Here is a 20175-nt window from a genome sequence, read left to right as displayed (position 1 = left end):
GGGCCGGCCGGTCACCGGGGGGCCGGCCGCCCCTTCCCCGTACCGACGCGACCGGCCGTGACCACCGAAGGAACCCGCCCGTGGCCTCCACGACCGCACCCAGCCGCACCGGCCCCGCAGGCCGTCAGGACACCCAGCCGCCTTCGGCCCGCCCCGCCGGATCCCCGGCCTGGCGCAGCCGCCTGCACCGCTGGGACACCAAAGGCACGCCGTACGCCCTCGTCGCGCCCTTCTTCCTCGTCTTCGCCGCCTTCGGCCTCTTCCCGCTGCTCTACACCGGGTGGCTCTCCTTCCACCGGGTGAGCCTGTACAACGTGGACCGTGCCGAATGGGTCGGCCTCGGCAACTACACGGACCTGTTCACCGGGCAGGTCAGCCACTACTTCTGGAACGCGCTCCTCAACACCTTCACCCTCGGCGTCCTGTCCACCGTCCCCCAGCTGCTGATGGCGCTGGGCCTCGCCCACCTGCTCAACTACCGGCTCCGCGCCCGCGGGTTCCTGCGTACGGCGCTCCTCGCCCCGTACGCGACGTCCGTCGCCGCCGCCACCCTCGTCTTCGCCCTGATCTTCAGCCCCGAGGGCGGCATGGCCAACTGGCTCCTCGGCCTGTTCGGCGCCGGTCCCGTGCACTGGGAGGCAGGCCGCTGGAGCTCGCAGTTCGCGATCTCCGTGATCGTCACCTGGCGCTGGACCGGCTACAACGCCCTCATCTACCTCGCGGCCATGCAGGCCGTGCCGCGCGAGCTGTACGAGGCCGCCGCCCTGGACGGCGCCAACCGCTGGCAGCAGTTCCTGCACGTCACGATCCCCGCCCTGCGCCCCACGATCCTCTTCACGGTGATCGTCTCGACCATCGGCGCCACCCAGCTCTTCGGCGAGCCCTACCTGTTCGGCGGCCAGAGCGGCCACCAGGGCGGCACCGACCACCAGTACGAGACCCTCGGGATCCTCATGTACGACCAGGGCTTCCACTCCAGCATGCTCGGGCGCGCCAGCGCGGTCGCCTGGATCATGTTCGGCCTGCTGCTGCTCATCGGGCTCGTCAACGCGCTGATCACCCGCCGCCTGCGCGCCTCCCAGTGACGTGGAGTACGACATGACCACCACCACATCCCTCCCCGCCCCCCGTCATCACGCACCGGCGAGGCCGTCCGCCCGAGCCGGCCGGGCCGGTGGCCAGCACCGGGCCGGGCGACTCGCCCACATCGTCCTCGGGCTCGCGGCCCTGGCCTCGCTGTTCCCGCTGTACTGGACGCTGGTCGCCGCCTCCACCGACAGCCACGCCGTCGTCTCCAGCCCGCCGCCGATGCTGCCCGGCGGCAACCTCTTCGACAACCTCGGCTACGTGTGGCACAACGCCGGCGGGCGCGGCATGGGCGTCGCCCTGCTCAACTCCACGCTCGTCGCCGGGGCCGTCACCGTCAGCACGGTGACCTTCTCCGTCCTCGCGGGCTTCGCCTTCGCCAAACTCCGCTTCCGGGGGAAGAAGGTCCTGCTCGGCCTGGTCCTGTCCACCCTCGCCGTGCCCGCGCAGCTCAGCGTCGTACCGCTGTTCATCCTCACCAAGAACCTGGGGCTGAGCAATCACCTCGGGGCGCTGGTCCTGCCCGTACTGGTCACCGCCTTCGGAGTGTTCTTCATGCGCCAGTTCCTCTCGCAGGCGCTGCCCACCGAACTCCTGGAAGCCGCCCGCGTCGACGGCGCCAACTCCCTGCGCGTCATCTGGCACGTCGTCTTCCCCGTCGCCCGCCCGGCGATGGCGGTCCTGGGCATGCTCACCTTCGTCCAGTCCTGGAACGACTTCCTCTGGCCGATCATCGTCATGAACGGCTCCACCAACCCCACCGTCCAGGTCGCCCTCGCCGGACTGGGCACCGGCTGGTCCACCGACTGGTCCGTCATCACCGCCGGAGCGCTCATGGGCACCCTGCCCCTGCTCCTGGTCTTCGCGGTCTTCGGTCGTCACATCGTCGGCGGCATCACCCAGGGCGCCATCAAGGGCTGACCTCCTTCCTCTTCTTCCCTCCTCGTCCGACAACCTCTGCCAAAGGGAGACTTCGTCATGCCCGCAACCCCCGTCACCGCCCCCGCCGCCGTCGGCCGACTGCACTTCCCGCCCGGCTTCCTGTGGGGCGCGGCCACCGCCGCGTACCAGATCGAGGGCGCCGTCGCCGAGGACGGTCGCACCCCCTCCATCTGGGATACCTTCTCCCACACCCCCGGCAGGATCGCGAACGGCGACACCGGCGACATCGCCTGCGACCACTACCACCGCTACCGGACCGACGTCACCCTGATGTCCCACCTCGGCCTCCGGGCCTACCGCTTCTCCCTGTCCTGGCCCCGCATCCAGCCCGGCGGCCGGGGCCCCGCCAACCCCGCCGGCCTCGACTTCTACCACCGGCTCGTCGACGAACTCCTCGACGCCGGCATCCAGCCGGTGGCCACCCTCTACCACTGGGACCTCCCCCAGGCGCTGGAGGACGATGGCGGCTGGACGGTACGCGAGACCGCCGAGCGCTTCGGCGAGTACGCCGCCCTGGCGGCCGAGGCCCTCGGCGACCGGGTCGCGCTGTGGACGACCCTCAACGAACCCTGGTGCTCGGCCTTCCTCGGCTACGGCTCCGGCGTCCACGCCCCCGGCCGCACCGACCCCGCCCACGCCCTGCGCGCCGCCCACCACCTCAACCTCGCGCACGGCCGTGCCACCGCCGCCCTGCGTGCGGCGCTGCCCGCCCACGCCCAGGTCGCGGCCTCCCTCAACCTGCACCAGGTCCGCTCGCTCACCACGGAACCCGCCGACCTCGACGCGGCCCGCCGCATCGACGCCGTCGGCAACCGGATCTTCACCGGACCGATGCTCTCCGGCGGCTATCCGGCCGACCTCCTCGCCGACACCGCCCACGTCGTCGACTGGAACAGCCTCGTCAGGCCGGGAGACGAGGCCGCCATCGGCGCCCCCATCGACCTCCTCGGCATCAACTACTACACCCCTGCCGTCGTCTCCGCTCCCACCCCCGGAGCCGCAGCGGTCAACCACGCCCACGGCGAGAGCGACCACTCCCCGTGGCCCGGCTCCGAGGACGTCGACTTCCACCTCCCGCCCGGCGACACCACCGACATGGGCTGGACCATCGACCCCACCGGCCTCTACGACCTCCTCATGGCCACCTCCCGCGCCCACCCCGGCCTCCCCCTGGCGGTCACCGAGAACGGCGCCGCCTTCCCCGACATCCCCACGGCGGACGGCCAGATCCACGACCACGACCGGATCGACTACCTCCACCGCCACCTCGCCGCCGTCCACCGGGCCATCGCGGACGGCGCCGACGTGCGCGGCTACTTCCTCTGGTCCCTCCTCGACAACTTCGAGTGGGCGTACGGATACGAGAAGCGCTTCGGAGCCGTCCACGTCGACTACGCCACCCAACTGCGTACCCCGAAGCGCAGTGCCCGCTGGTACGCAAGGACCATCGGCGCGAACTCGGTTCCGGGCCTCTGAGGGGCTTCGAAAGTTTCGTCGCTGCCGGCGAAGCGCGGGCCTTCCGGTTCAGCTGAAGGCCCGCGGGAGGACCTCGAAGTCGGCGTGCAGACGCCGGCCGTGGTCCACCTGCCGCACCGGGCCGGTGAGATGCACCCGGGTGGTCAGCCGCGGATCCGTGCTGGAGGCGCCGAGCCTCAGCTCCAGCTCGCCGGGCTCCACGATGCGTGTCCCCGTCCGGCCGGTGAAGGACGCGAGGTCCGCGGGTACGGCCGTGTGGATCCGCTTCCTCTCACCGGGGGCCAGGTCGAGACGTACGTATCCGATGAGCCTCTGCACGGGCTGGACCACGGAGGCCACCGGATCGTGCAGATACAGCTGGACGAGCTCGGTGCCGGGGCGGTCGCCGGTGTTCGCGACGGTGAGGGCGAGCCGTACGGCTCCGTCCGTGGGGACCTCGGTGGCCTCCACGGCCAGGTCGCTCCATTCGAAGGTGGTGTAGGTGAGGCCGTGGCCGAAGCCGAAGGCCGGCGTCGGGTCGATGCTGGAGACGTCGCTGCTGTGGCCGAGCCGGGCGGCCAGGTACGTGGACGGCTGGGCGCCCGGGTGGCGGGGCACGCTGACCGGCAGCCGGCCGCTCGGGCCGGTCCGTCCGCTGAGGACCGAGGCGATGGCCGCGGTCCCGGCCTCGCCGGGGAAGAAGGCCTGCAGGATCGCTGCGGACTCGTCGGCCGCGCGGCCGAGCGCGTAGGGCCGGCCGGCCAGCAGGGTCGTCACGACCGGTGTCCCGGTGTCGAGGAGCGCGTCAAGGAGCTGCTGCTGCGCCCCGGGGAGGACGAGGGACTCGGCGTCGCAGCCCTCGCCGCTGGTGCCCCGCCCGAAGAGCCCGGCGCGGTCGCCGAGGGCCGCCACGACGACGTCGGCGCGGCGGGCGAGTGCCAGGGCCTCGGTGAAGCCCTCGGTCCCGGCGTCGTCGATGCCCGTTCCTTGCGCCACGAGGATCTCGGCGCTGGGAAACTCCGCCACGAGGGCCTCGTACAGGGTGGGCAGGTCGATGCCCAGAGGGATGTGGGGGTGCTGTCCGCCGACGTGGACGGGGAAGGAGTAGCAGCCCAGGACTGCCGTGGAGACCTCGGAGTTGGGGCCGATCAGGGCGATCCGCCGCGGGGTGCGCGGGTCGAGCGGCAGCGTGCCGTCGTTGCGGAGCAGGACGACGGCCTGTTCGGCGATGCGGCCGGCCAGCTCGCGGTTGGCGGCCGGGTCCAGGTTGACCGTGCCGCGCAGGCGGTCCGGGTCCGCTGTGGTGTCGGCGTCGCGCAGTGCCGGGGGGACCGGGCTCCAGTCGGGGTCGAGCAGCCCGAGGCGGGTCTTCTGCAGGAGGACCCGCCGGACCGCGCGGTCCACCAGCTCTTCGGGCACGTGTCCCTGCCGGACCGCGTCCAGGAGCGGGTCGCCGAAGGTCTTCACGGTGGGCAGCTCCACGTCGACGCCGGCGGCGAGGGCCGCCCCGGCCGCCTCGCCGAACGTGCCGGCGACACCGTGCAGGGTCTTCAGGAACGCGATGCCGAAGTAGTCGGCCACGACGGTGCCGGTGAAGCCCCAGGTGTCCCGGAGGAGTCCGGTGAGCAGGCGTTCGTCGGCGGCCGAGGGGATGCCGTCGGTGTCGGTGTAGGCGTGCATCACCGAGCGGACGCCGCTCTCCCGGACCGCCATCTCGAACGGTGGCAGGACCACGTCGGCCAGCTCTCTGGCGCCCATGCCGACCGGGGCGAGGTTGCGGCCGGCCCGGGAGGCGGAGTAACCGGCGAAGTGTTTGAGGGTGGCGACGATGCCGGTGGACTCGAGGCCCTGGACGTAGGCGGTGGCGATCGTTCCGACGAGGTACGGGTCCTCGCCGATGGTCTCCTCGACGCGCCCCCAGCGGGCGTCGCGGACGACGTCGAGGACGGGGGCGAGCCCCTGGTGCACGCCGACCGCGCGCATGTCGCGACCGATGGCGGCGGACATCTCCCGTACGAGCGCCGGGTCGAAGGTCGCCCCCCAGGAGAGCGGGACGGGATAGGCGGTGGCGCCCCAGGCCGCGAAGCCCGCGAGGCACTCCTCGTGGGCGACGGCCGGGATGCCGAAGCGGTTCGCGCCGGTGATCCGCGCCTGTGTCCGCATCAGGGAGAGGGCGCCGAGCGCGGGATCGACGGGGACGGTTCCGAAGGGCCGGGTGAGCTGGCCGAGGCCGTCGGGCAGCAGGTCGTCGAGATCGACCGGCTCCTCCATGTCGTGCTGGTGCGGGGCGACTTCGGCACCCTCGTCGGAGGCGCCGACCCACACGCCGTACAGCTGGGCCGTCTTCTCCTTCAGGGTCATCTCACGCATCAGCGCGTCGACTCGGGCTTCCGGGCTCAGCGCGGGGTCGCGCCAGGCGTGGTACGGGGCTTGGGTCTTGGTGGCCACGGTGTCGGTCACTTTCCTCCGACGCCCATCAGGCCCTGGACCAGGGCGCGACGGGCGAACAGATAGACGAGCAGGATGGGGAGCATGGACAGGACGACGGCCGCGAGGAGGCCGGGAATGTCGACGCCGTGTTCCGTCTGGAAGTCGTAGAGGCCCATGGTGATGACCTTGTTCTCCGAGGACTGGGTGAGGACGAGCGGGAACAGGAAGCCGTTCCAGGCCTGGAGCGAGGAGAACACCACGATGGTGGACAGACCGCTCTTCGACAGGGGCAGCACCAGTCGGCGGAAGATCATCCAGGGGGAGGCCCCGTCGACGGTCATGGCCTCGTACAGCTCGGGCGTGATGTCCCGCATGACGCCGGTGAGGATCAGGGCGCACACGGGCATGGCGAAGGCGGCGGTCGGGAGGATGACGCCGAGGAGGTTGTCGTAGAGACCGGCCTCGTTGATCAGGTAGAACATCGGGACGATCACGGCCTGGGACGGGATGGCGAGGCCGAGCAGGAAGAGCCGGAAGACCCGGCCGGTGGCCTTGCCGTCGCTGCGCACGATGGCGTACGCGAGCGGCGGCACGAGGAGCAGGACGATCCCGACGACCGCCGCCGTGACGACGACCGTGTTGAGGAAGTACTGGGCGAAGCCGCCGTCGAGGTCGTTGACGTAGTTGTCGAGGGTGAAGTGCTCGGGAAAGGCGAGCGGGCCGTTCGCCGCGTAGTCCGCACGGGACTGGAAGGTGGCGATCAGCATGGCGTACAGCGGCAGGCCGACCACGAACAGCCAGATCAACGAGCCGAAACCGGCGAGGTGGTTGGGCCGGGGCTTCATCACACGCCCTCCATGGTGCTGCGCATCCTGTCGTAGCCGGTCAGGCGCACCATGACCAGGGAGACGAGGGTGGCGACGAGGACGAGGAGCAGCGCGATCGCGGAGGCGGAGCCGAAGTCGAAGCTCTTGAAGGCCTTCTGGTACATGTAGTAGGCGCTGTTGGTGGTGTCGGTGCCCGGCCCGCCCTGGGTGAGGATCAGTACGGTGTCGAAGGTCGTGAGCCCGCCGACCACCATCAGGATCATCGAGGTCACGACGGTGTTGCGCAGCTGCGGCAGCGTGATGTGGAAGAACTGGCGGACCGTGCCGGCTCCGTCGAGCCGGGCGGCCTCGTAGAGGACCCCGGGGACGGCCCGCGCGGCACCCTGGTAGATCAGGGTGTGCAGGGGGGTGAACTGCCAGGTGCTGACGAAGACGAGGACACCGAGGGCACCGGCCTGCGTGCCGAAGAGGTTGCCGTCGCCGAAGAGCCACTTCGCCTGTGAGGGGACCCCGAAGTTGGGGTCGAGCACCGCGCGCCACAGGACGGAGACGGCGGTGATGGACAGCAGGAGCGGGACGAAGTAGATCGCGGACAGGACGGCACGGTTGCGCTGGCGGCCGGCGGCCCAGACGCCGAGCAGGATGCTGATCGGGGTCTGGACGACGACGCCGAGGACGGTGAGGAGCAGGCTCAGCCAGAGGCTCTTCACCATCACGGGGTCGTCGAGGAGCCGGCTCCAGTTGTCGAGTCCCGCGAACTCCGGGGAGCCGAGGCCGTTCCAGCGGGTGAAGGACAGCACGACGACGAGGACGAGCGGGACGAGGGCGAACAGGCCGAAGAAGGCGGCGGCGGGCGCCGCCCAGGCGAAGCCCGGGCGGCCCACACCGGTCGCGGGGCGGCTGGACCGCCCGCGCCGGACGCTCTTCTCGGTTCGGTCCGCGGTGGGGACTGCGGCAGTGGTCATGTCAGGCGTTCCGGAGGTCGGGCCGCGGGTCAGGCAGCGGGCAGGCTCTGCATGGCGGCGATGAAGGCGTCGGGACCGGTCTGGCCGTTGAAGAACTGCTGGACGGCCTGGTAGATGGCGGTGCTGGCCGCCGGGGGATAGGCCTGGTCCCAGGAGAGCTGGAAGTGGGGGGCCTTCTTCACCAGGTCGTACTGGTACGTCGAGTAGGCGGGGTTGGCGGAGCCGTCCAGGAACCGGGGGGTGTTGGTGGTGGTGGGCAGGTTGCCGATGCCCAGCTGGCCCTTGACGAACTCGTCCGAGTACATGAGCTTCAGGAACTCGGCCACGGCCTCGGGGTGTTCGGTGTTCTTCAGGACCGAGTAGAAGTTGTTGGTGTTGCCGGCGAGGTTGTCCGGGCCGCCCTTGCCGCCCTCGACGGTCGGGAAGGTGCCGTAGCCGAGGTCGCTCTTGACGAAGTCCGGGTGGGCGTCCTGGAGCGTGGAGTACTCCCAGGAGCCCATGAGCTCGAAGGCGGCCTTGCCGGTGGCGAGGAGGGCGGGGGAGCCGCCGTCGGTGAACTTGACCGAGTCGTAGTTGGTGCCGAACGCGCCGGCGTCGATCAGTTCCTTGAGCATGCCGAGGGCCTTCTTGCTGTCGGCACTCGCCCAGACGCTCTTGTCCCCGTTCACCGCCTTCTGGAAGAGATCGGGGCCGGCCACCCGGTCGTAGACGTACTGGAACCACATCTGGGTGGGCCACTTGTCGCCGCCGCCGAGGGCGATGGGCGTGACGCCCTTGGCCTTGAGGGCCTTGACCGCGGTCAGGAGCTCGTCCCAGGTCCGCGGTGCGGTGACGCCGGCGTCCGCCAGGACCTTCTTGTTGCTGAACAGCAGGACGGGCTGGGTGCCGCGCATGGGTATGCCGTACGGCTTGCCGTCGACGACCGCGGTGTCGAAGACGGACGGCAGGAAGTTGGACTTGAGGCCGGGGTCCTTGGCGATGAAGTCGTCGAGCGGCATGAGGAGGCCCGCGTCGACGAAGGGCTTGATGCTGCCGCCGCCCCAGTTGAAGAACACGTCCGGCGCCTGCTTGCCGCTGATGATCGTCTGCAGCTTGGACTGGTAGTCGGCGCCGGGGATGGTGTCGAGGACCGCCTTGACCTTCGACGTCTTGTTGAAGGTGTCGACGAGCTGCTTCTCCACCTTGTTGGTGGCATCGCCGTACACCAGGACGTGGATCTCGTCCGAGCCGCCTCCGGCGGAATCCCCCGAGCCGCCGCAGGCCGCCAGGGAGAGGGTCATGGCCAGCGACGCCCCACCGATGACAGCGGTTCTGAGGAGCCGTACGTGTCGCTTCATCGCCCCACCTTTCGAAAGAGTTTCGATCATGACGTCGAAACTTCCTGACGTCGGACGCTAAGGATGGCGTGGTGAGCCGGTCAACCCTCCGGTGGGCAGTTATCAAAGCGTGACTATGTCGCCGCGTGGAGTGGTGCTTTATGCTGCTCAGATGCGAGATGGCGAGGAGAGCAGGCGAATCACGCTGGCGGAGGTGGCGCAGCAGGCCGGGGTCTCACTGTCGACAGTTTCGAAAGTCCTCAACGGCCGGCAGGACGTCTCGCCCGCCACGCGCGTCAAAGTGGAGCGGCTCCTCGAGGAGCACGCGTATCGCCGCACCACTCGCGTCACCAGGGAAGCGCCCCTCATCGAACTCGTCTTCCACGAGCTCGACAGCGTGTGGTCGATGGAGCTGATCCGAGGCGTGGAGAACCTCGCCAAGGCCCACCAGGCGAGCGTCGTGCTCACCGAGAGCGGCACCCGCCACGCCCCGGCGCCGGACTGGCTCGAAGGAGTGCTGCAGCGCCGGCCGATCGGCGTGGTCCTGGTGTTCTCCTCCCTCCCCGACGCCGTCAAGCGGCAGCTCGACGCGCGGTCGATCCCCTTCGTGATCGTCGACCCGGCGGGAGACCCCGAACCGGACGTGCCGTCCGTCGGCTCCGCGAACTGGTCCGGCGGCGTCGCCGCGACCCGCCACCTCATCGACCTCGGGCACCAGCGCATCGGCATCATCACCGGCCCCGAGGACATGCTGTGCTCCCTGGCCCGGCTCGACGGCTACCGGTCCGCCCTGAACATGGCCGGCCTGGACCATGACGCCACCCTCGTCCGGTTCGGCGACTTCCACGTCGAGGGCGGATACGCGCGGGCCATGGAGCTGCTGCAGGTGCCGGAACGACCCACCGCCGTCTTCGCCGGAAGCGACCTGCAGGCGATCGGCGTCATGGAGGCGGCCCGGGCGTGCGGGCTGCGCGTCCCGGAGGACCTGTCCGTCGTCGGCTACGACGACGTGATGATCGCGCGATGGTCGAGCCCACCCCTCACCACGATCCACCAGCCACTGCGGGAGATGGGCGAGGAAGCCGTCCAGATGCTGCTCCGCCTGCGCGCCGGTGAGCCCTCGGTGACGCGCATGGAACTCGCGACCAGCCTCGTCGTCAGGAAGAGCACCGCCCCGCCGCCGGCGCAGACGGTGAGGGTCCCGCGCCCGACCGCACGCGGCGCTCTCTGAGGGAGGCCCGCCGAAGGTGCCCCTCCCCACGCCATGGCGGCGTGGGGAGGGGCATTCGACGTTCCGTCGGCGTGTCCTCGGGGTTGGTGGCCGGGTAGGTCGCGTGGGCGAGTGCGCCGAGGCCGCCGTGACGGAGCGCGGCGGCGGGTCTCACCCCGGCCTTGTCGGTGACGTCGTGCAGGCGCACCCCCTCCAGGCCGCGCGCGGGCGGTGCGCGCTGCACGGCTGAGTTCGGCTCCGCCCGACGGGTCGCCGTGCCCCGCGCCCATGTCGCCGCGCCTCGTCTCGATCGCGCCCTCCGTCCTGCCCGGCAGTGGGGTGGCGCCCGAGTCGTGCCGCGTTCACCCAGTGGCTCAGGCGTGTTCCGTATTCATATTTAGCTACAGAGCCGTAGGTCTTGACTGGGAGAGATGGCCAGTTCTTAAATCTGGTTTTAACAAAGCGTCCCACGTGAGGAGCCCCGCCGTGACGCTCGACTCGAAAGACACCAGCGCCGGACCAAGAGCCGGCGCATCCCCCAGCCCCATCGGCAAGGGGCTTCGCCGTGGCAGTGTGGGTCTCCTGGGAGTCGTCGCCCTCGGGCTCTCCTCCACCGCCCCGGCCTACTCCATCGCCGTCACGCTCGGCCTGGTCACCATGACCGTGGGGCACCTCGCTCCCGCCGCGCTGCTGATCGGCTTCGTACCGATCCTGCTGACGGCGTTCGCCTTCCGTGAGCTCAACCGGGACATGCCGGACTGCGGCACCACCTTCGTGTGGAACACCCGGGCCTTCGGCCCCTGGACGGGCTGGCTCGTCGGAAGCTGGGTGCCCACCGTGGCCACACTCTTCGCCATGACCGCGCTCGCACAGGTCAGCGCCACCTACCTGCTATCCGTCCTCGGCCTCGACAGCCTGGCCGGCAACGACGCCGCCGTGACCGTCACGGCTCTGCTCCTGCTTGCCGGCGCGACCGTACTGGCCCGCCGTGGACTGCAGATCGCCACTGGCATCCAGTACGCGCTGCTCGGACTGCAGCTCGTGGCGCTGTTCGGGCTCGGGCTCGCGGCCTTCACCCGGCCCGGCGCCGCCACCCCGTCGCTGTCCTGGCTCAACCCCTTCGCCTTCGACGGCGTCGGTCCGTTCGCCGAGGCGGTGCTGCTGTGCCTCTTCATCTACTGGGGCTGGGACGCGCTGATCACCGTGAACGAGGAGAGCAGCGACGCCGACCGTGTCCCCGGTCGCGCCGTGCTGATCTCCACCTTCGTCCTCCTCGTCACCTACCTGTTCACCGCGTTCGCGGCGGTCGGCTATGCCGGAACCGGCACCACCGGCATCGGCCTAGGCAACCCCGACAACGCCACGGACTTCCTGGCGGCCCTCGCTCCGCCGCTGCTCGGGAAGACACTGGCGACCGTCGTCCAGCTCGCCGTCTGCGTCAGCGCCCTGTCCGCGATGCTCACCAGTCTGGTCGGCAGCGGCCGCGGCTTTCTGTCGATGACCACCCACGGGGCCCTGCCGAGGAGGTTCGCCCGCATCCACCCCCGCTACCAGACGCCCACTGCCGGCACCGTCTTCTTCGGCATCGCCACGGCCGTGACCCTGGTCATCCTCAAACTGGCCTCGCCCCGCTTCCTGGGAGACGCCATCCTCTGCATAGGTCTCCTCATCGCCTGCTACTACGGAGCCACCGCCTTCGCCTGCGTCTGGCACTTCCGCCACCGCCTGCGCGACTCCGCACGCGACCTGTTGTTCATGGGCGTGCTGCCGGCACTCGGTGGACTGATGATGCTCGCCGCACTCGCCCGCAGCGCCTACGACACGATCGCCCCCGACTACGGCAGCACCTCCTTCCACGGCATCGGCGGCGTCTTCCTCCTCGGCGTCGGCGCCGTGGCTCTCGGGGTCCTCGTCGTCCTGCCGATCCGCGCCAACTTCCCCCGCTTCTTCCGCGAGGGCAAAGACTCCGTCGCCCCGCCGACCGCCACCGAATCCGCCCGGAACGAAAGCTGATCCCGCCGATGCGTACCCTGGCCATCGCCGCCGTCCAGACCGCCCCCGTACCGTACGACCTCGAAGCCACCTGGTCCCGCTTCGCCCACCAGGTGAGGACGGTCCGCGAACTCTTCCCCCACGTCCAACTGGTCGTCGTCCCGGAACTGTTCCTCGCAGCCGAAGGGCCGCTGCTCGCCGAGCGCCCCGAGGAGTGGATGGAGAAGGCCGCGGTCACCATCCCCGGACCGCTCACCGACCGCCTCGCGGGACTGGCGATGGAGACCGGGCTGTGGCTCGTGCCCGGCACCGTGTTCGAGCGCACCGCGGACGGCACGATCCACAACACCGCACTCGCGATCTCGCCCGAGGGGGACATCGCCGCCGCCTACCGCAAGGTCTTCCCCTGGCAGCCGTACGAACAGGCCACGCCCGGGAACCGCTTCACCGTGTTCGACATCCCCCAAGTGGGCCGCGTGGGCCTGGCCATCTGTTACGACGGCTCCTTCCCCGAGACCATGCGCCAGCTCGCCTGGCTCGGCGCCGAGGTCGTCATCCAGCCCACCCTGACCACCACCCGTGACCGGGACATGGAACTGGTCTGCGCCCGCGCCAACGCCTGGACGAACCAGGTGTACGTGGTCAACGTCAACGGCGCCGATCCGGCCGGTGTCGGCGCAAGCACCATCGTCGACCCCGAGGGCACGGTCCGCCAGCAGGCAGGGAGCGGAGAGGAGGTCCTCGTCGACGTCCTCGACCTCGACGCCGTCACACGCGTCCGCCAGTACGGCTCCGCGGGCATCAACCGCCCCTGGAGCCAGCTCGCCCGCTACGGATCGACCATCGAACTGCCCATGTACGGCGGTACGTTCCGCACGCCCGACTGGCTCAAGGAGACAGAAGGGCACTGAGCCGGGAACCCACTGGGTGCGGTCCCAGGCGGGTCTCCCGCCGGCGCCGCCCGCCCCGCCTCCGCCCTGGGGCGGGCGGCGCCGGACCCCGCGCGGTCGAGGTCGGCGCCGGCGAGGCCGGCGGACAGCCGGCGCCGCCCGCCGCTTCCAGCCGGAGGTCCAGGCCGGCATGGTCGGCGTGAACGTGCCGATCCCGGTGCCGGTGGGCTACCACTCCTTCGGTGGCTGGAAGGACTCGCTCTTCGGCGACCACCACATCTACGGCAACGACGGCATCCACTTCTACACCCGCGGCAAGGTCGTCACGACCCGCTGGCCGGACCCGTCCGAGGCCCCGTCCGGCGTCGACCTGGGCTTCCCGCGCAACCACTGATCCGCGGAAACGGCCGACGGCCCCCGGGGTGCTGGACAGCACACCCCGGGGGCCGTCGGCCCTTTTCGGTGTGAGCCGCCGTGGGCCGGCGTCACTCCGCGGACCGCGAAGGCCTCTGGGTCCGTTCCGTCGAGAAGTTCACCCTCCCCTGCGGCTGGTGAACACGCGCAGGGGCGGTTCACCGGCCTGTCCCGGGTGCACCGACACCCCCGTGAGGTTCGCCTCATGGGGGTGTCCGTGTTCTCGTGTCCGTGATCTCGTGTCAGGCGAGACCGAGAAGGGCGCGGACGCGGTCGTGGGGGAGGGCGGGAGTGCGGTGCCCCTGTCGGCCGGTCATGGGCTCGTTGGCGACGAGGGCGTTGAGAACGGCTTCCTCGACGCACTGGACGGCCGCCTCGTAGAAGCGGTCGATCCGGCCCCAGGGGACGAAGCGGAGGGTGTCGTAGTCGTCCTCGGTGGGTTCGCCCTCGGGGAAGGTGCTGTTCAGGGCGCCGTCGTTGGCGGTGGAGAAGGCGAGGAAGATGTCGCCGGAGAAGTGACCGCCGTTGGTGCCGGTGCGGCCCAGGCCGAGGGCGGCCCGGCGGGCCAGGGCCTTGCACTGTCCGGGGAGCAGGGGTGCGTCGGTCGCCAGGACCACGATGACGGAGCCCGCCCCGCCCGGTGCGCGGCCGGGTGCACCTGCCAGGTCCCGCTGGAGCCAGTCGTCGTCGTCCAGCGGGTTGTCGTCGAGCAGGGAGCGGCCTGCGGGCACGCCGGCGATGACGAGCTCTCGACGCTCGCCGAAGTTGGCCTGGACGAGGGCGCCGACGGTCCAGGTGTGCGGTCCGTAGCCGACGGTACGGGAGGAGGTGCCCGAACCGCCCTTGAAGCCGTAGCAGTTCATGCCGGTGCCGCCGCCGACCGAGCCTTCCTCCAGTGGGCCGGATGCGGCCGCTTCGATGGCGGCTACGGCGTGTTCGGGGTGGACGTGACGGCCGTTGATGTCGTTGAGGTAGCCGTCCCAGGTCTCGGCGACCACGGGAAGCATCCACTGCGCGGCGAGACGTGGATGGTGTTCGGCGACCCACCGGTCCACACCGGTGTGGACCGCGCCGACCGCGTGGGTGTTGGTGAGAGCGATCGGCAGGTTGAAGCCGCCGGACTCTTCGATCCAGGTGGTGCCGGTCATCTCGCCGTTGCCGTTGAGCGAGTACCAGCCGGCTGCGCAGGCCGAGCCGACCCCGTCACGACCTCTCGGCAGCAGGGCGGTGACGCCGGTACGGACGCCTTCGCCCTCGATCAGGGTGACGTGCCCGACCTCGACGCCGGGGACGTCCGTGATCGCGTTCCAGGGTCCGGGCGTGCCGTCGAGCGGGATGCCGAGGGCACGCGCCCGGGGACGACCGGAGGGCGTGTGGTGGGCGGGGAGGGTCTCGATGATGCGTGAGGCGCTGCTGAGGGTCATGACGCGGGACTCTCTGTGCGAGGGGTGGATGGTACGTCTCTGCCGGAGGGATCGACCGGGTGGGTTCACTGGTTCGTGAGGAGTGCGTGGGTGACGAGCGCGTCGCCGACCGTGCGTCGGCCTTCGCGGGGAAGCGGGAAAGCGGGGGAGGAGGAGCCGAGCAGGGCGAAGACGGAGATCACAGCGGGCTACCGCCAGGACCGCCAGACGCGGAGCGGCGACGGACGACTGCCATCGAGCCCTCCAAGAGGCTTGACCCGTTAATTGAATCGGAATTTAAGAAGTGTTCGTCAAGGCTGTCAACAGAAGGATCTCCCTGTTTTAATGGAAGTGAACTTCGCTAGGCGATCGAGGGGCGGTGCTCGTGGGAAGCGGCAGGGGCAAGGGCAAGGAAGCCCGCATGGCGGAACTGGCCGAGGCGGTGGAGCGAGCCCTGTTCACGCGGGGGCTCGAATCGCTCCGGCTGCGGGACGTCGCGGAGGAAGCGGGCGTCACCCCGGCCGCGCTGCTGTACTACGGCGATCTGGACACCCTGGTCCACGAGACCTACCAGCGGGCCATCGAGCGCTTCGCGCGCGAACGCGAAGAAGCCGTCGAGGCTCACCCCGACGCACGGGACCGGCTGCGCGCCTGCATCGACAAGGGGGTGGCGACCGGACCGGACGACACGCTCACGCGGCTGCTGTTCGAGTACTGGCCGCGCTGCCTGCGAGACGTCAAGGCCGCCACGCTCGACAGCTCCCTCACCGAGCGTCAGGTCGCGATCTACTACGGCATTCTGTTGCTCGGCCAGGCCCAGGGGCACTTCACCCTCCAGGACCCGCCGCTCCAGCTCGCGGCCACCTTCATCGCCCTGGAGGACGGCTTCCAGACGGAGGTCCTCGCGGGCCGCCGCTCCCGCGCCCAGGTGATCGCCGCCATTCACGCGTACGCCCGGGCGGTCACCGGCTGGACACCCTGAGGTCGGCTCGGAGCTGCTCCGCCGTACGCCGATCCCGTCGGCACACGGGCCTCGGGTGCGGACTTGCAGGAGTGCCAGGGGAGACTTCGCCTGGTCCCCGAGATCGGGATCCGCGGACACGAGCACGCGCGAGGGGCCGGTGCGTTCGACCGCGCCGGTACGCCTGCTCGGTGGGCGCCAGGCCGCTCTCCCAGGCCCAGGCGGCGATGCCGACCCGGTTGCGTACGCTCAACTTGCGCCGGAGGCCGGCCACGTGGGACTTGACGGTGGCGAGCGAGATGAACAGTTCCTCGCCGATGTCGGCGTTCGACATTCCGCCGGCCACCAGCGTCGCGACCTCCTCCTCGCGCGGGGTCAGCGGTTCGGCGGGCGGTCTCGTCGTCTCCGGGCGAGCCGGTGGGACGAGCCGGCGCAGCACGCGTGCGGCGATCTGGGGGCTGATGAGGGCGTCGCCCGACATCGCGGCGCGCACCGCTTCGACCAGGAGTGCCGGTCCGGAGCGTTTCAGCAGGAAGCCCGAGGCCCCGGCGCGCAGAGCGGTGTGGACGTACTCGTCGAGGTCGAAGGTGGTGACGACGACACGGAGGAGCGGGTCCGCGCCGGGTCCGGCGAGCCGACGGGCCAGCTCCAGGCCGTCGAGGCCCGGCATCCGGATGTCGGCGAGGAGCACGTCAGGGCGGAGGCGAAGGGCGGCGGCCGGCGCGGTGACGCCGTCCGCCGCCTCGCCGATCACGGTCATGTCGGGCTGGGCGTCCTGGACGAGGCGGAAGCCCGCGCGGATGGTCTCCTGATCGTCCGCCAGCAGGATCCGGATGGTGTCGGGGCCGCTCATACGGGGGTCTCCTGGTGTGCCGTGGGAGGCGCGGGGGCGGTGTGCCCGGGCCGGCCGGTGGCCATGGCCGCTGCCCTGGTCGTGATCGGAACCGCGCCGTCGGGCCAGGGGAACGTAGCCGCGACCCGCCGGACCGCGGCGCCGTGCGGCCCCGCGGTCAGTGTGCCGCCGAGGGCCGTGACGCGGTCGGTGAGGCCGGCCAGTCCGAGGCCGCCGTGCGCGCGCTCGGCGAGTGGCGCGGTCCGAGCTTCTTCGGCGAGCAGCTGACCAGCAGGTTCTTCGTGTGCTGGTCGTACACGCCTCGCGTGGCCGATGACCAGCGGAAACGGCCACGATTCGGCCAACCTGCAGGCGGCTGGTCCGCGTATGGCCCGGATCTTGGTCGGCCTGGAGTGGGCCCCTGACCGGATGGTCCGTGGCGGCGGCGAGTCGGGACACAGATGAAGGGGCGGCCTACAGGTCTCCCCGGGCCGGGTGCCGCAGGATCGCTTTGCCGCAGGTCCACGCTGCCAGAGAAGAGGACCGGCACAGACACTCATCGAAAAGCATCACCGTCGAGCGCGCGCTCGCCGACCACAAACGCTGGAAGCAGCTGACCCGCTGGACCCACCGTCGAGAGGTCCTGCCCGACACCTACCGGGCCATCGCCTGCCTCGTTTCCGACCACAACACCGCCACCTGACAAAACCGCCAGCTCAGGACCGTGCATCTCCGACGCCATCACGAACCAGCTTGTTGGCGCCGGACAGTTCCCATGCCTTGCAGTCGTTGTACGGCTCCTGATCCCTGCGCCGGCTCCGGGGCGGGGATCACGGATTCCGGTGCCCGCCGGGTGGGGCTGCCCGGCTCTCGGCGGTGCCGGGTGGACCCGGTGAGGGCTCGCCCGCCGCGAGGTGCTCCAGGACCTCCGCCAGTTCCTGGCAGGCGCGGCGCACCGACCGGCGGGTCGCACGCTGCTCGGTGATGACGGAGGCGAGAAGCAGGGCGGTCAGGGCGGCGGAACCGTTGAACGCCTGGAGCTTGGCCATGATCTCGACGTCCGTCAGGTGGAGGAACGCGCCCCGTCCGGAGGTCGCCTCGAAGGTGGCGAGCACTGAGGCGAAGAGCGCGCACAGCATGCTTCCGGCGAGCTGGAAGCGGAGCGCTGTCCAGATCAGCAGGGGGAAGACGAGGAAGAGCATGCTCATCGGGCTGAGCACGATCATGGGCATGAGGATCAGGGTCGTCAGCCCCAGAAAGGCCGCCTCCTTCCAGCGCCCTAGCCGGAACCGTCCGGCCGGCCCCGCGAGGACGAGCATGAGCGGGGCGACGAGCAGCACCCCCATCGTGTCGCCCACCCACCAGGCCAGCCAGACGGGCCAGAACTCGCTCTTGTCCAGGGAGCTCTTCGCCACCTGCAGTCCGACCCCCGCGGTCGCGCTGATCATCATGGCGCCGAACCCGCCGAGGAAGACCAGGGAGAGTCCGTCCCGCAGCCGCGCCATGTCGCGCCGGAAGCCGGCCCGTCTCAGCAGCAGGAAGGCGCAGAGTGGCGCGACGGTGTTGCTGACTACGGTGACCACTGTGGTGGGCCCCGGAGTGGTGAGGGAGGCGATGACGAGGAAGGAGCCGAGGGCGATCCCAGGCCAGACCCGCGCGCCGAGCAGCAGCAGGGCGGCGACGGCGACGCCGGTGGGAGGCCAGATGGGGGTGACCACCACGCCTTCGACGACGAGGCGGCCCATCAGGCCGAGTCGTCCGGCCGCGTAGTAGCAAACCGCCACGGCCAGCGACACCAGAGCCGCCTCCGTAGAGGACCGGAACTGCCGAATATCCAACACGTCAGCCATCAGACACCGGCCGGGCCGCCACGACCGGGCAAGACCCCTGCGTGTCGGGCGCCGCCGTCCGGCACGGGCCCGGGCGGGTCCGAGGACCGACCCGGCCCGAGGCGAGCCACCTCCCCTCACTCCTTGGCCGCCGGCCGGGCCGGACCGCCGTCATGGCCGACGACCAGGACGGCCGCGTCGTCCTCGTGCCCCACCGTGGCCGCCAGCTTCATGACGGCGGTGGCGAGCGCGTCGACGTCCAGTCCGGCGACGGCGGTGATCCCGGCGAGCCTCGTCACCCGGTCCAGACCCTCGTCGATGTGGAGCGAGGGCCCCTCCACCACCCCGTCGGTCAGGAGGACGAAGACACCGTCGGCGGTGAGCCGGTGGCGCGTGGCCGGGTAGTCGACGCCGCGCAGCACACCGAGCGGAGGCCCGCCCTCGCTGTCGTCGATGCCGGAGCGGCCGTCGGTGGTGGCCCAGATGTGGGGGATGTGACCGGCCCGGGCGCACTCCAGGGTGCCGGCAGCGGGGTCGAGCCGCAGGAAGGTGCAGGTGGCGAAGAGGTCGGCGCCCAGAGAGATGAGCAGGTCGTTGGTGCGACCGAGCAGCTCTCCCGGGTCTCCGGTGACGGAGGCCAGCGCGCGCAGTGCCACGCGGACCTGTCCCATGAAGGCGGCGGCCTCGATGTTGTGTCCCTGCACGTCACCGATGGACATGCCGATCTGCCCGCCGGGCAGGGAGAAAGCGTCGTACCAGTCACCGCCGACGTTGAGCCCGTGGTTGGCGGGCTCATAGCGGACGGCCAGCCGGACGCCCGGAAAACTGGGCAGGTCCGAGGGCAGCATGCCGCGCTGCAGGGCCACGGCGAGCTCGACACGGGAACGCTGCGTCTCGGCCAACTCCCGCGCCCTGGCGGTCAGCGACCCGAGCCGGACCAGAAGGTCCTCGCTGTTGTCGGCCGGCCGTCTGCGGAACATCGATCACTCCGACGTCACGACAATCCTCGCATCGCTTCCCCGGTCTCCAGCACGCGGGACCACACGGGACCACCTCGGTACGAACAGGTCCTTCCCACTCTGCCCGGAGGGGACAGCGTCCGCATCTCATCGGCGGAGAACGCGGCGGATCCCAGCGGGGCCACCCCACACCGACGGAAACGAACAGCGGTTCGGCGAGATCGAAGGCATCGCCCCGCCCCTGACCTACGTCCGGACCGAGCAGGCCGACGCCGCGCGACTCGCAAGACACCGGCGGCCCCAAGGACGCCAGGCATGAACACGAACCACACCCTCGTCCCCCGGCGCGAAGAGTTCTGCGCCGGCCCTCCTCGCCGCCGGCGCGGCCGCCGGCCTGCTCGACGCGCTGCCGGGCGCGCCGGCCGGTCTCGCGGGCGCGCCGCTCAGCACAACACCTTCCGGTAGGGGATGCCGGGCAGGTACGTCCGCCACTCGGCGGGCGAGAACGTCCCTCCGGCGCGGCGCGCCGATCCTCGCAACGGGGTGTATCCTCGGCGCCCGCCTGATGGGCGCGCAGGCCTCCACGCTCATCCAGCCCCTCGTCCTGGCGGCGACACCGGGGTTCGACGCCGTCACCCCAGCCCGGTCCGCGTACTGGATCCAT

At 70.8% G+C, this 20175-nt stretch carries 14 protein-coding genes and 3 pseudogenes; 9 read left to right on the top strand and 8 right to left on the bottom strand.

The window, feature by feature from the left end:
* The first annotated feature begins 80 nt into the window (after positions 1–80).
* From ACFYX3_RS30375 to ACFYX3_RS30365, 3 genes are read left to right on the top strand one after another with little or no spacing between them, the layout of a single operon-like run.
* The gene (locus tag ACFYX3_RS30375; RefSeq protein ID WP_389019981.1) at positions 81–1085 is read left to right on the top strand and encodes a carbohydrate ABC transporter permease; all 1005 of its coding nucleotides are present in this window, start codon (positions 81–83) and stop codon (positions 1083–1085) included.
* 13 nt (positions 1086–1098) lie between these two features.
* On the top strand, positions 1099–2007 hold the full coding sequence (locus tag ACFYX3_RS30370) for a carbohydrate ABC transporter permease (protein WP_389019978.1): 909 nt from the start codon (positions 1099–1101) through the stop codon (positions 2005–2007).
* A gap of 57 nt (positions 2008–2064) precedes the next feature.
* Entirely contained in the window at positions 2065–3504 is a 1440-nt protein-coding gene (locus ACFYX3_RS30365) for a GH1 family beta-glucosidase (protein ID WP_389019975.1), read from the top strand.
* A gap of 48 nt (positions 3505–3552) precedes the next feature.
* Here the strand turns inward: ACFYX3_RS30365 and ACFYX3_RS30360 are convergent, their stop codons facing one another.
* The 4 genes from ACFYX3_RS30360 to ACFYX3_RS30345 are packed head-to-tail and all read right to left on the bottom strand — an operon-like array spanning position 3553 to position 9042.
* The gene (locus tag ACFYX3_RS30360; protein WP_389019973.1) at positions 3553–5943 is read right to left on the bottom strand and encodes a beta-glucosidase; all 2391 of its coding nucleotides are present in this window, start codon (positions 5941–5943) and stop codon (positions 3553–3555) included.
* Complete coding sequence (locus tag ACFYX3_RS30355; RefSeq protein WP_389019971.1) at positions 5940–6758, bottom strand: carbohydrate ABC transporter permease; 819 nt, start codon at positions 6756–6758, stop codon at positions 5940–5942. Before ACFYX3_RS30355 ends, ACFYX3_RS30360 begins: the two co-directional genes overlap by 4 nt.
* Positions 6758–7705 (bottom strand): carbohydrate ABC transporter permease, encoded by a 948-nt coding sequence (locus tag ACFYX3_RS30350; protein WP_389019968.1) that lies wholly within the window; start codon positions 7703–7705, stop codon positions 6758–6760. The genes ACFYX3_RS30355 and ACFYX3_RS30350 overlap by 1 nt, the downstream gene beginning before the upstream one ends.
* 29 nt (positions 7706–7734) lie before the next feature.
* On the bottom strand, positions 7735–9042 hold the full coding sequence (locus ACFYX3_RS30345; RefSeq protein ID WP_389019965.1) for an ABC transporter substrate-binding protein: 1308 nt from the start codon (positions 9040–9042) through the stop codon (positions 7735–7737).
* 151 nt (positions 9043–9193) lie between these two features.
* Between ACFYX3_RS30345 and ACFYX3_RS30340 the strand changes: the two genes are divergently transcribed.
* From ACFYX3_RS30340 to ACFYX3_RS30325, 4 genes and pseudogenes are all read left to right on the top strand, one after another.
* Positions 9194–10252 carry a LacI family DNA-binding transcriptional regulator gene (locus ACFYX3_RS30340; RefSeq protein WP_389019962.1) on the top strand — a complete coding sequence of 353 codons (1059 nt, stop codon included), beginning with the start codon at positions 9194–9196 and terminating at the stop codon, positions 10250–10252.
* A gap of 552 nt (positions 10253–10804) precedes the next feature.
* Positions 10805–12244, top strand: coding sequence for an APC family permease (locus ACFYX3_RS30335; RefSeq protein ID WP_389019959.1), 1440 nt, complete (start codon positions 10805–10807; stop codon positions 12242–12244).
* A gap of 8 nt (positions 12245–12252) precedes the next feature.
* Positions 12253–13134 carry a carbon-nitrogen hydrolase family protein gene (locus ACFYX3_RS30330; protein WP_389019956.1) on the top strand — a complete coding sequence of 294 codons (882 nt, stop codon included), beginning with the start codon at positions 12253–12255 and terminating at the stop codon, positions 13132–13134.
* A gap of 121 nt (positions 13135–13255) precedes the next feature.
* Positions 13256–13507, top strand: a pseudogene (locus ACFYX3_RS30325) (aldehyde dehydrogenase family protein); the annotation flags it as partial.
* A gap of 262 nt (positions 13508–13769) precedes the next feature.
* Here the strand turns inward: ACFYX3_RS30325 and ACFYX3_RS30320 are convergent.
* Positions 13770–14951, bottom strand: a complete 1182-nt coding sequence (locus tag ACFYX3_RS30320) for a P1 family peptidase (protein WP_389019953.1) — start codon at positions 14949–14951, stop codon at positions 13770–13772.
* 364 nt (positions 14952–15315) lie between these two features.
* On the opposite strand from ACFYX3_RS30320, the gene ACFYX3_RS30315 reads away from it, so the two are divergent.
* Positions 15316–15912, top strand: a complete 597-nt coding sequence (locus ACFYX3_RS30315) for a TetR/AcrR family transcriptional regulator (RefSeq protein WP_382661033.1) — start codon at positions 15316–15318, stop codon at positions 15910–15912.
* A 172-nt stretch (positions 15913–16084) separates the two neighbouring features.
* Here ACFYX3_RS30315 and ACFYX3_RS30310 read toward each other — a convergent pair.
* Positions 16085–16744, bottom strand: a pseudogene (locus tag ACFYX3_RS30310) (response regulator); the annotation flags it as partial.
* A gap of 457 nt (positions 16745–17201) precedes the next feature.
* Between ACFYX3_RS30310 and ACFYX3_RS30305 the strand changes: the two are divergent.
* Positions 17202–17426: pseudogene (locus ACFYX3_RS30305) on the top strand (IS5/IS1182 family transposase); the annotation flags it as partial.
* A 127-nt stretch (positions 17427–17553) separates the two neighbouring features.
* Here the strand turns inward: ACFYX3_RS30305 and ACFYX3_RS30300 are convergent.
* Complete coding sequence (locus ACFYX3_RS30300) at positions 17554–18573, bottom strand: MASE1 domain-containing protein (RefSeq protein WP_389019949.1); 1020 nt, start codon at positions 18571–18573, stop codon at positions 17554–17556.
* Positions 18574–18689: 116 nt separating this feature from the next.
* Positions 18690–19532 carry a PP2C family protein-serine/threonine phosphatase gene (locus ACFYX3_RS30295; RefSeq protein ID WP_389019946.1) on the bottom strand — a complete coding sequence of 281 codons (843 nt, stop codon included), beginning with the start codon at positions 19530–19532 and terminating at the stop codon, positions 18690–18692.
* Positions 19533–20175 lie beyond the last annotated feature (643 nt).

Source organism: Streptomyces sp. NPDC002463, from assembly GCF_042889835.1.
GTDB classification, from domain to species: Bacteria; Actinomycetota; Actinomycetes; order Streptomycetales; family Streptomycetaceae; genus Streptomyces; species Streptomyces nymphaeiformis.
This window is presented reverse-complemented; position numbering and strand designations above follow the sequence as displayed.

Excerpts from the sequence above, each read along its gene's own strand:
- ACFYX3_RS30340 (WP_389019962.1), top strand. The coding sequence starts at position 9,194 with ATGCGAGATGGCGAGGAGAGCAGGCGAATCACGCTGGCGGAGGTGGCG.
- ACFYX3_RS30300 (WP_389019949.1), bottom strand. The coding sequence starts at position 18,573 with ATGGCTGACGTGTTGGATATTCGGCAGTTCCGGTCCTCTACGGAGGCG.
- ACFYX3_RS30365 (WP_389019975.1), top strand. The coding sequence starts at position 2,065 with ATGCCCGCAACCCCCGTCACCGCCCCCGCCGCCGTCGGCCGACTGCAC.
- ACFYX3_RS30345 (WP_389019965.1), bottom strand. The coding sequence starts at position 9,042 with ATGAAGCGACACGTACGGCTCCTCAGAACCGCTGTCATCGGTGGGGCG.
- ACFYX3_RS30330 (WP_389019956.1), top strand. The coding sequence starts at position 12,253 with ATGCGTACCCTGGCCATCGCCGCCGTCCAGACCGCCCCCGTACCGTAC.
- ACFYX3_RS30320 (WP_389019953.1), bottom strand. The coding sequence starts at position 14,951 with ATGACCCTCAGCAGCGCCTCACGCATCATCGAGACCCTCCCCGCCCAC.
- ACFYX3_RS30350 (WP_389019968.1), bottom strand. The coding sequence starts at position 7,705 with ATGACCACTGCCGCAGTCCCCACCGCGGACCGAACCGAGAAGAGCGTC.
- ACFYX3_RS30370 (WP_389019978.1), top strand. The coding sequence starts at position 1,099 with ATGACCACCACCACATCCCTCCCCGCCCCCCGTCATCACGCACCGGCG.
- ACFYX3_RS30355 (WP_389019971.1), bottom strand. The coding sequence starts at position 6,758 with ATGAAGCCCCGGCCCAACCACCTCGCCGGTTTCGGCTCGTTGATCTGG.
- ACFYX3_RS30295 (WP_389019946.1), bottom strand. The coding sequence starts at position 19,532 with ATGTTCCGCAGACGGCCGGCCGACAACAGCGAGGACCTTCTGGTCCGG.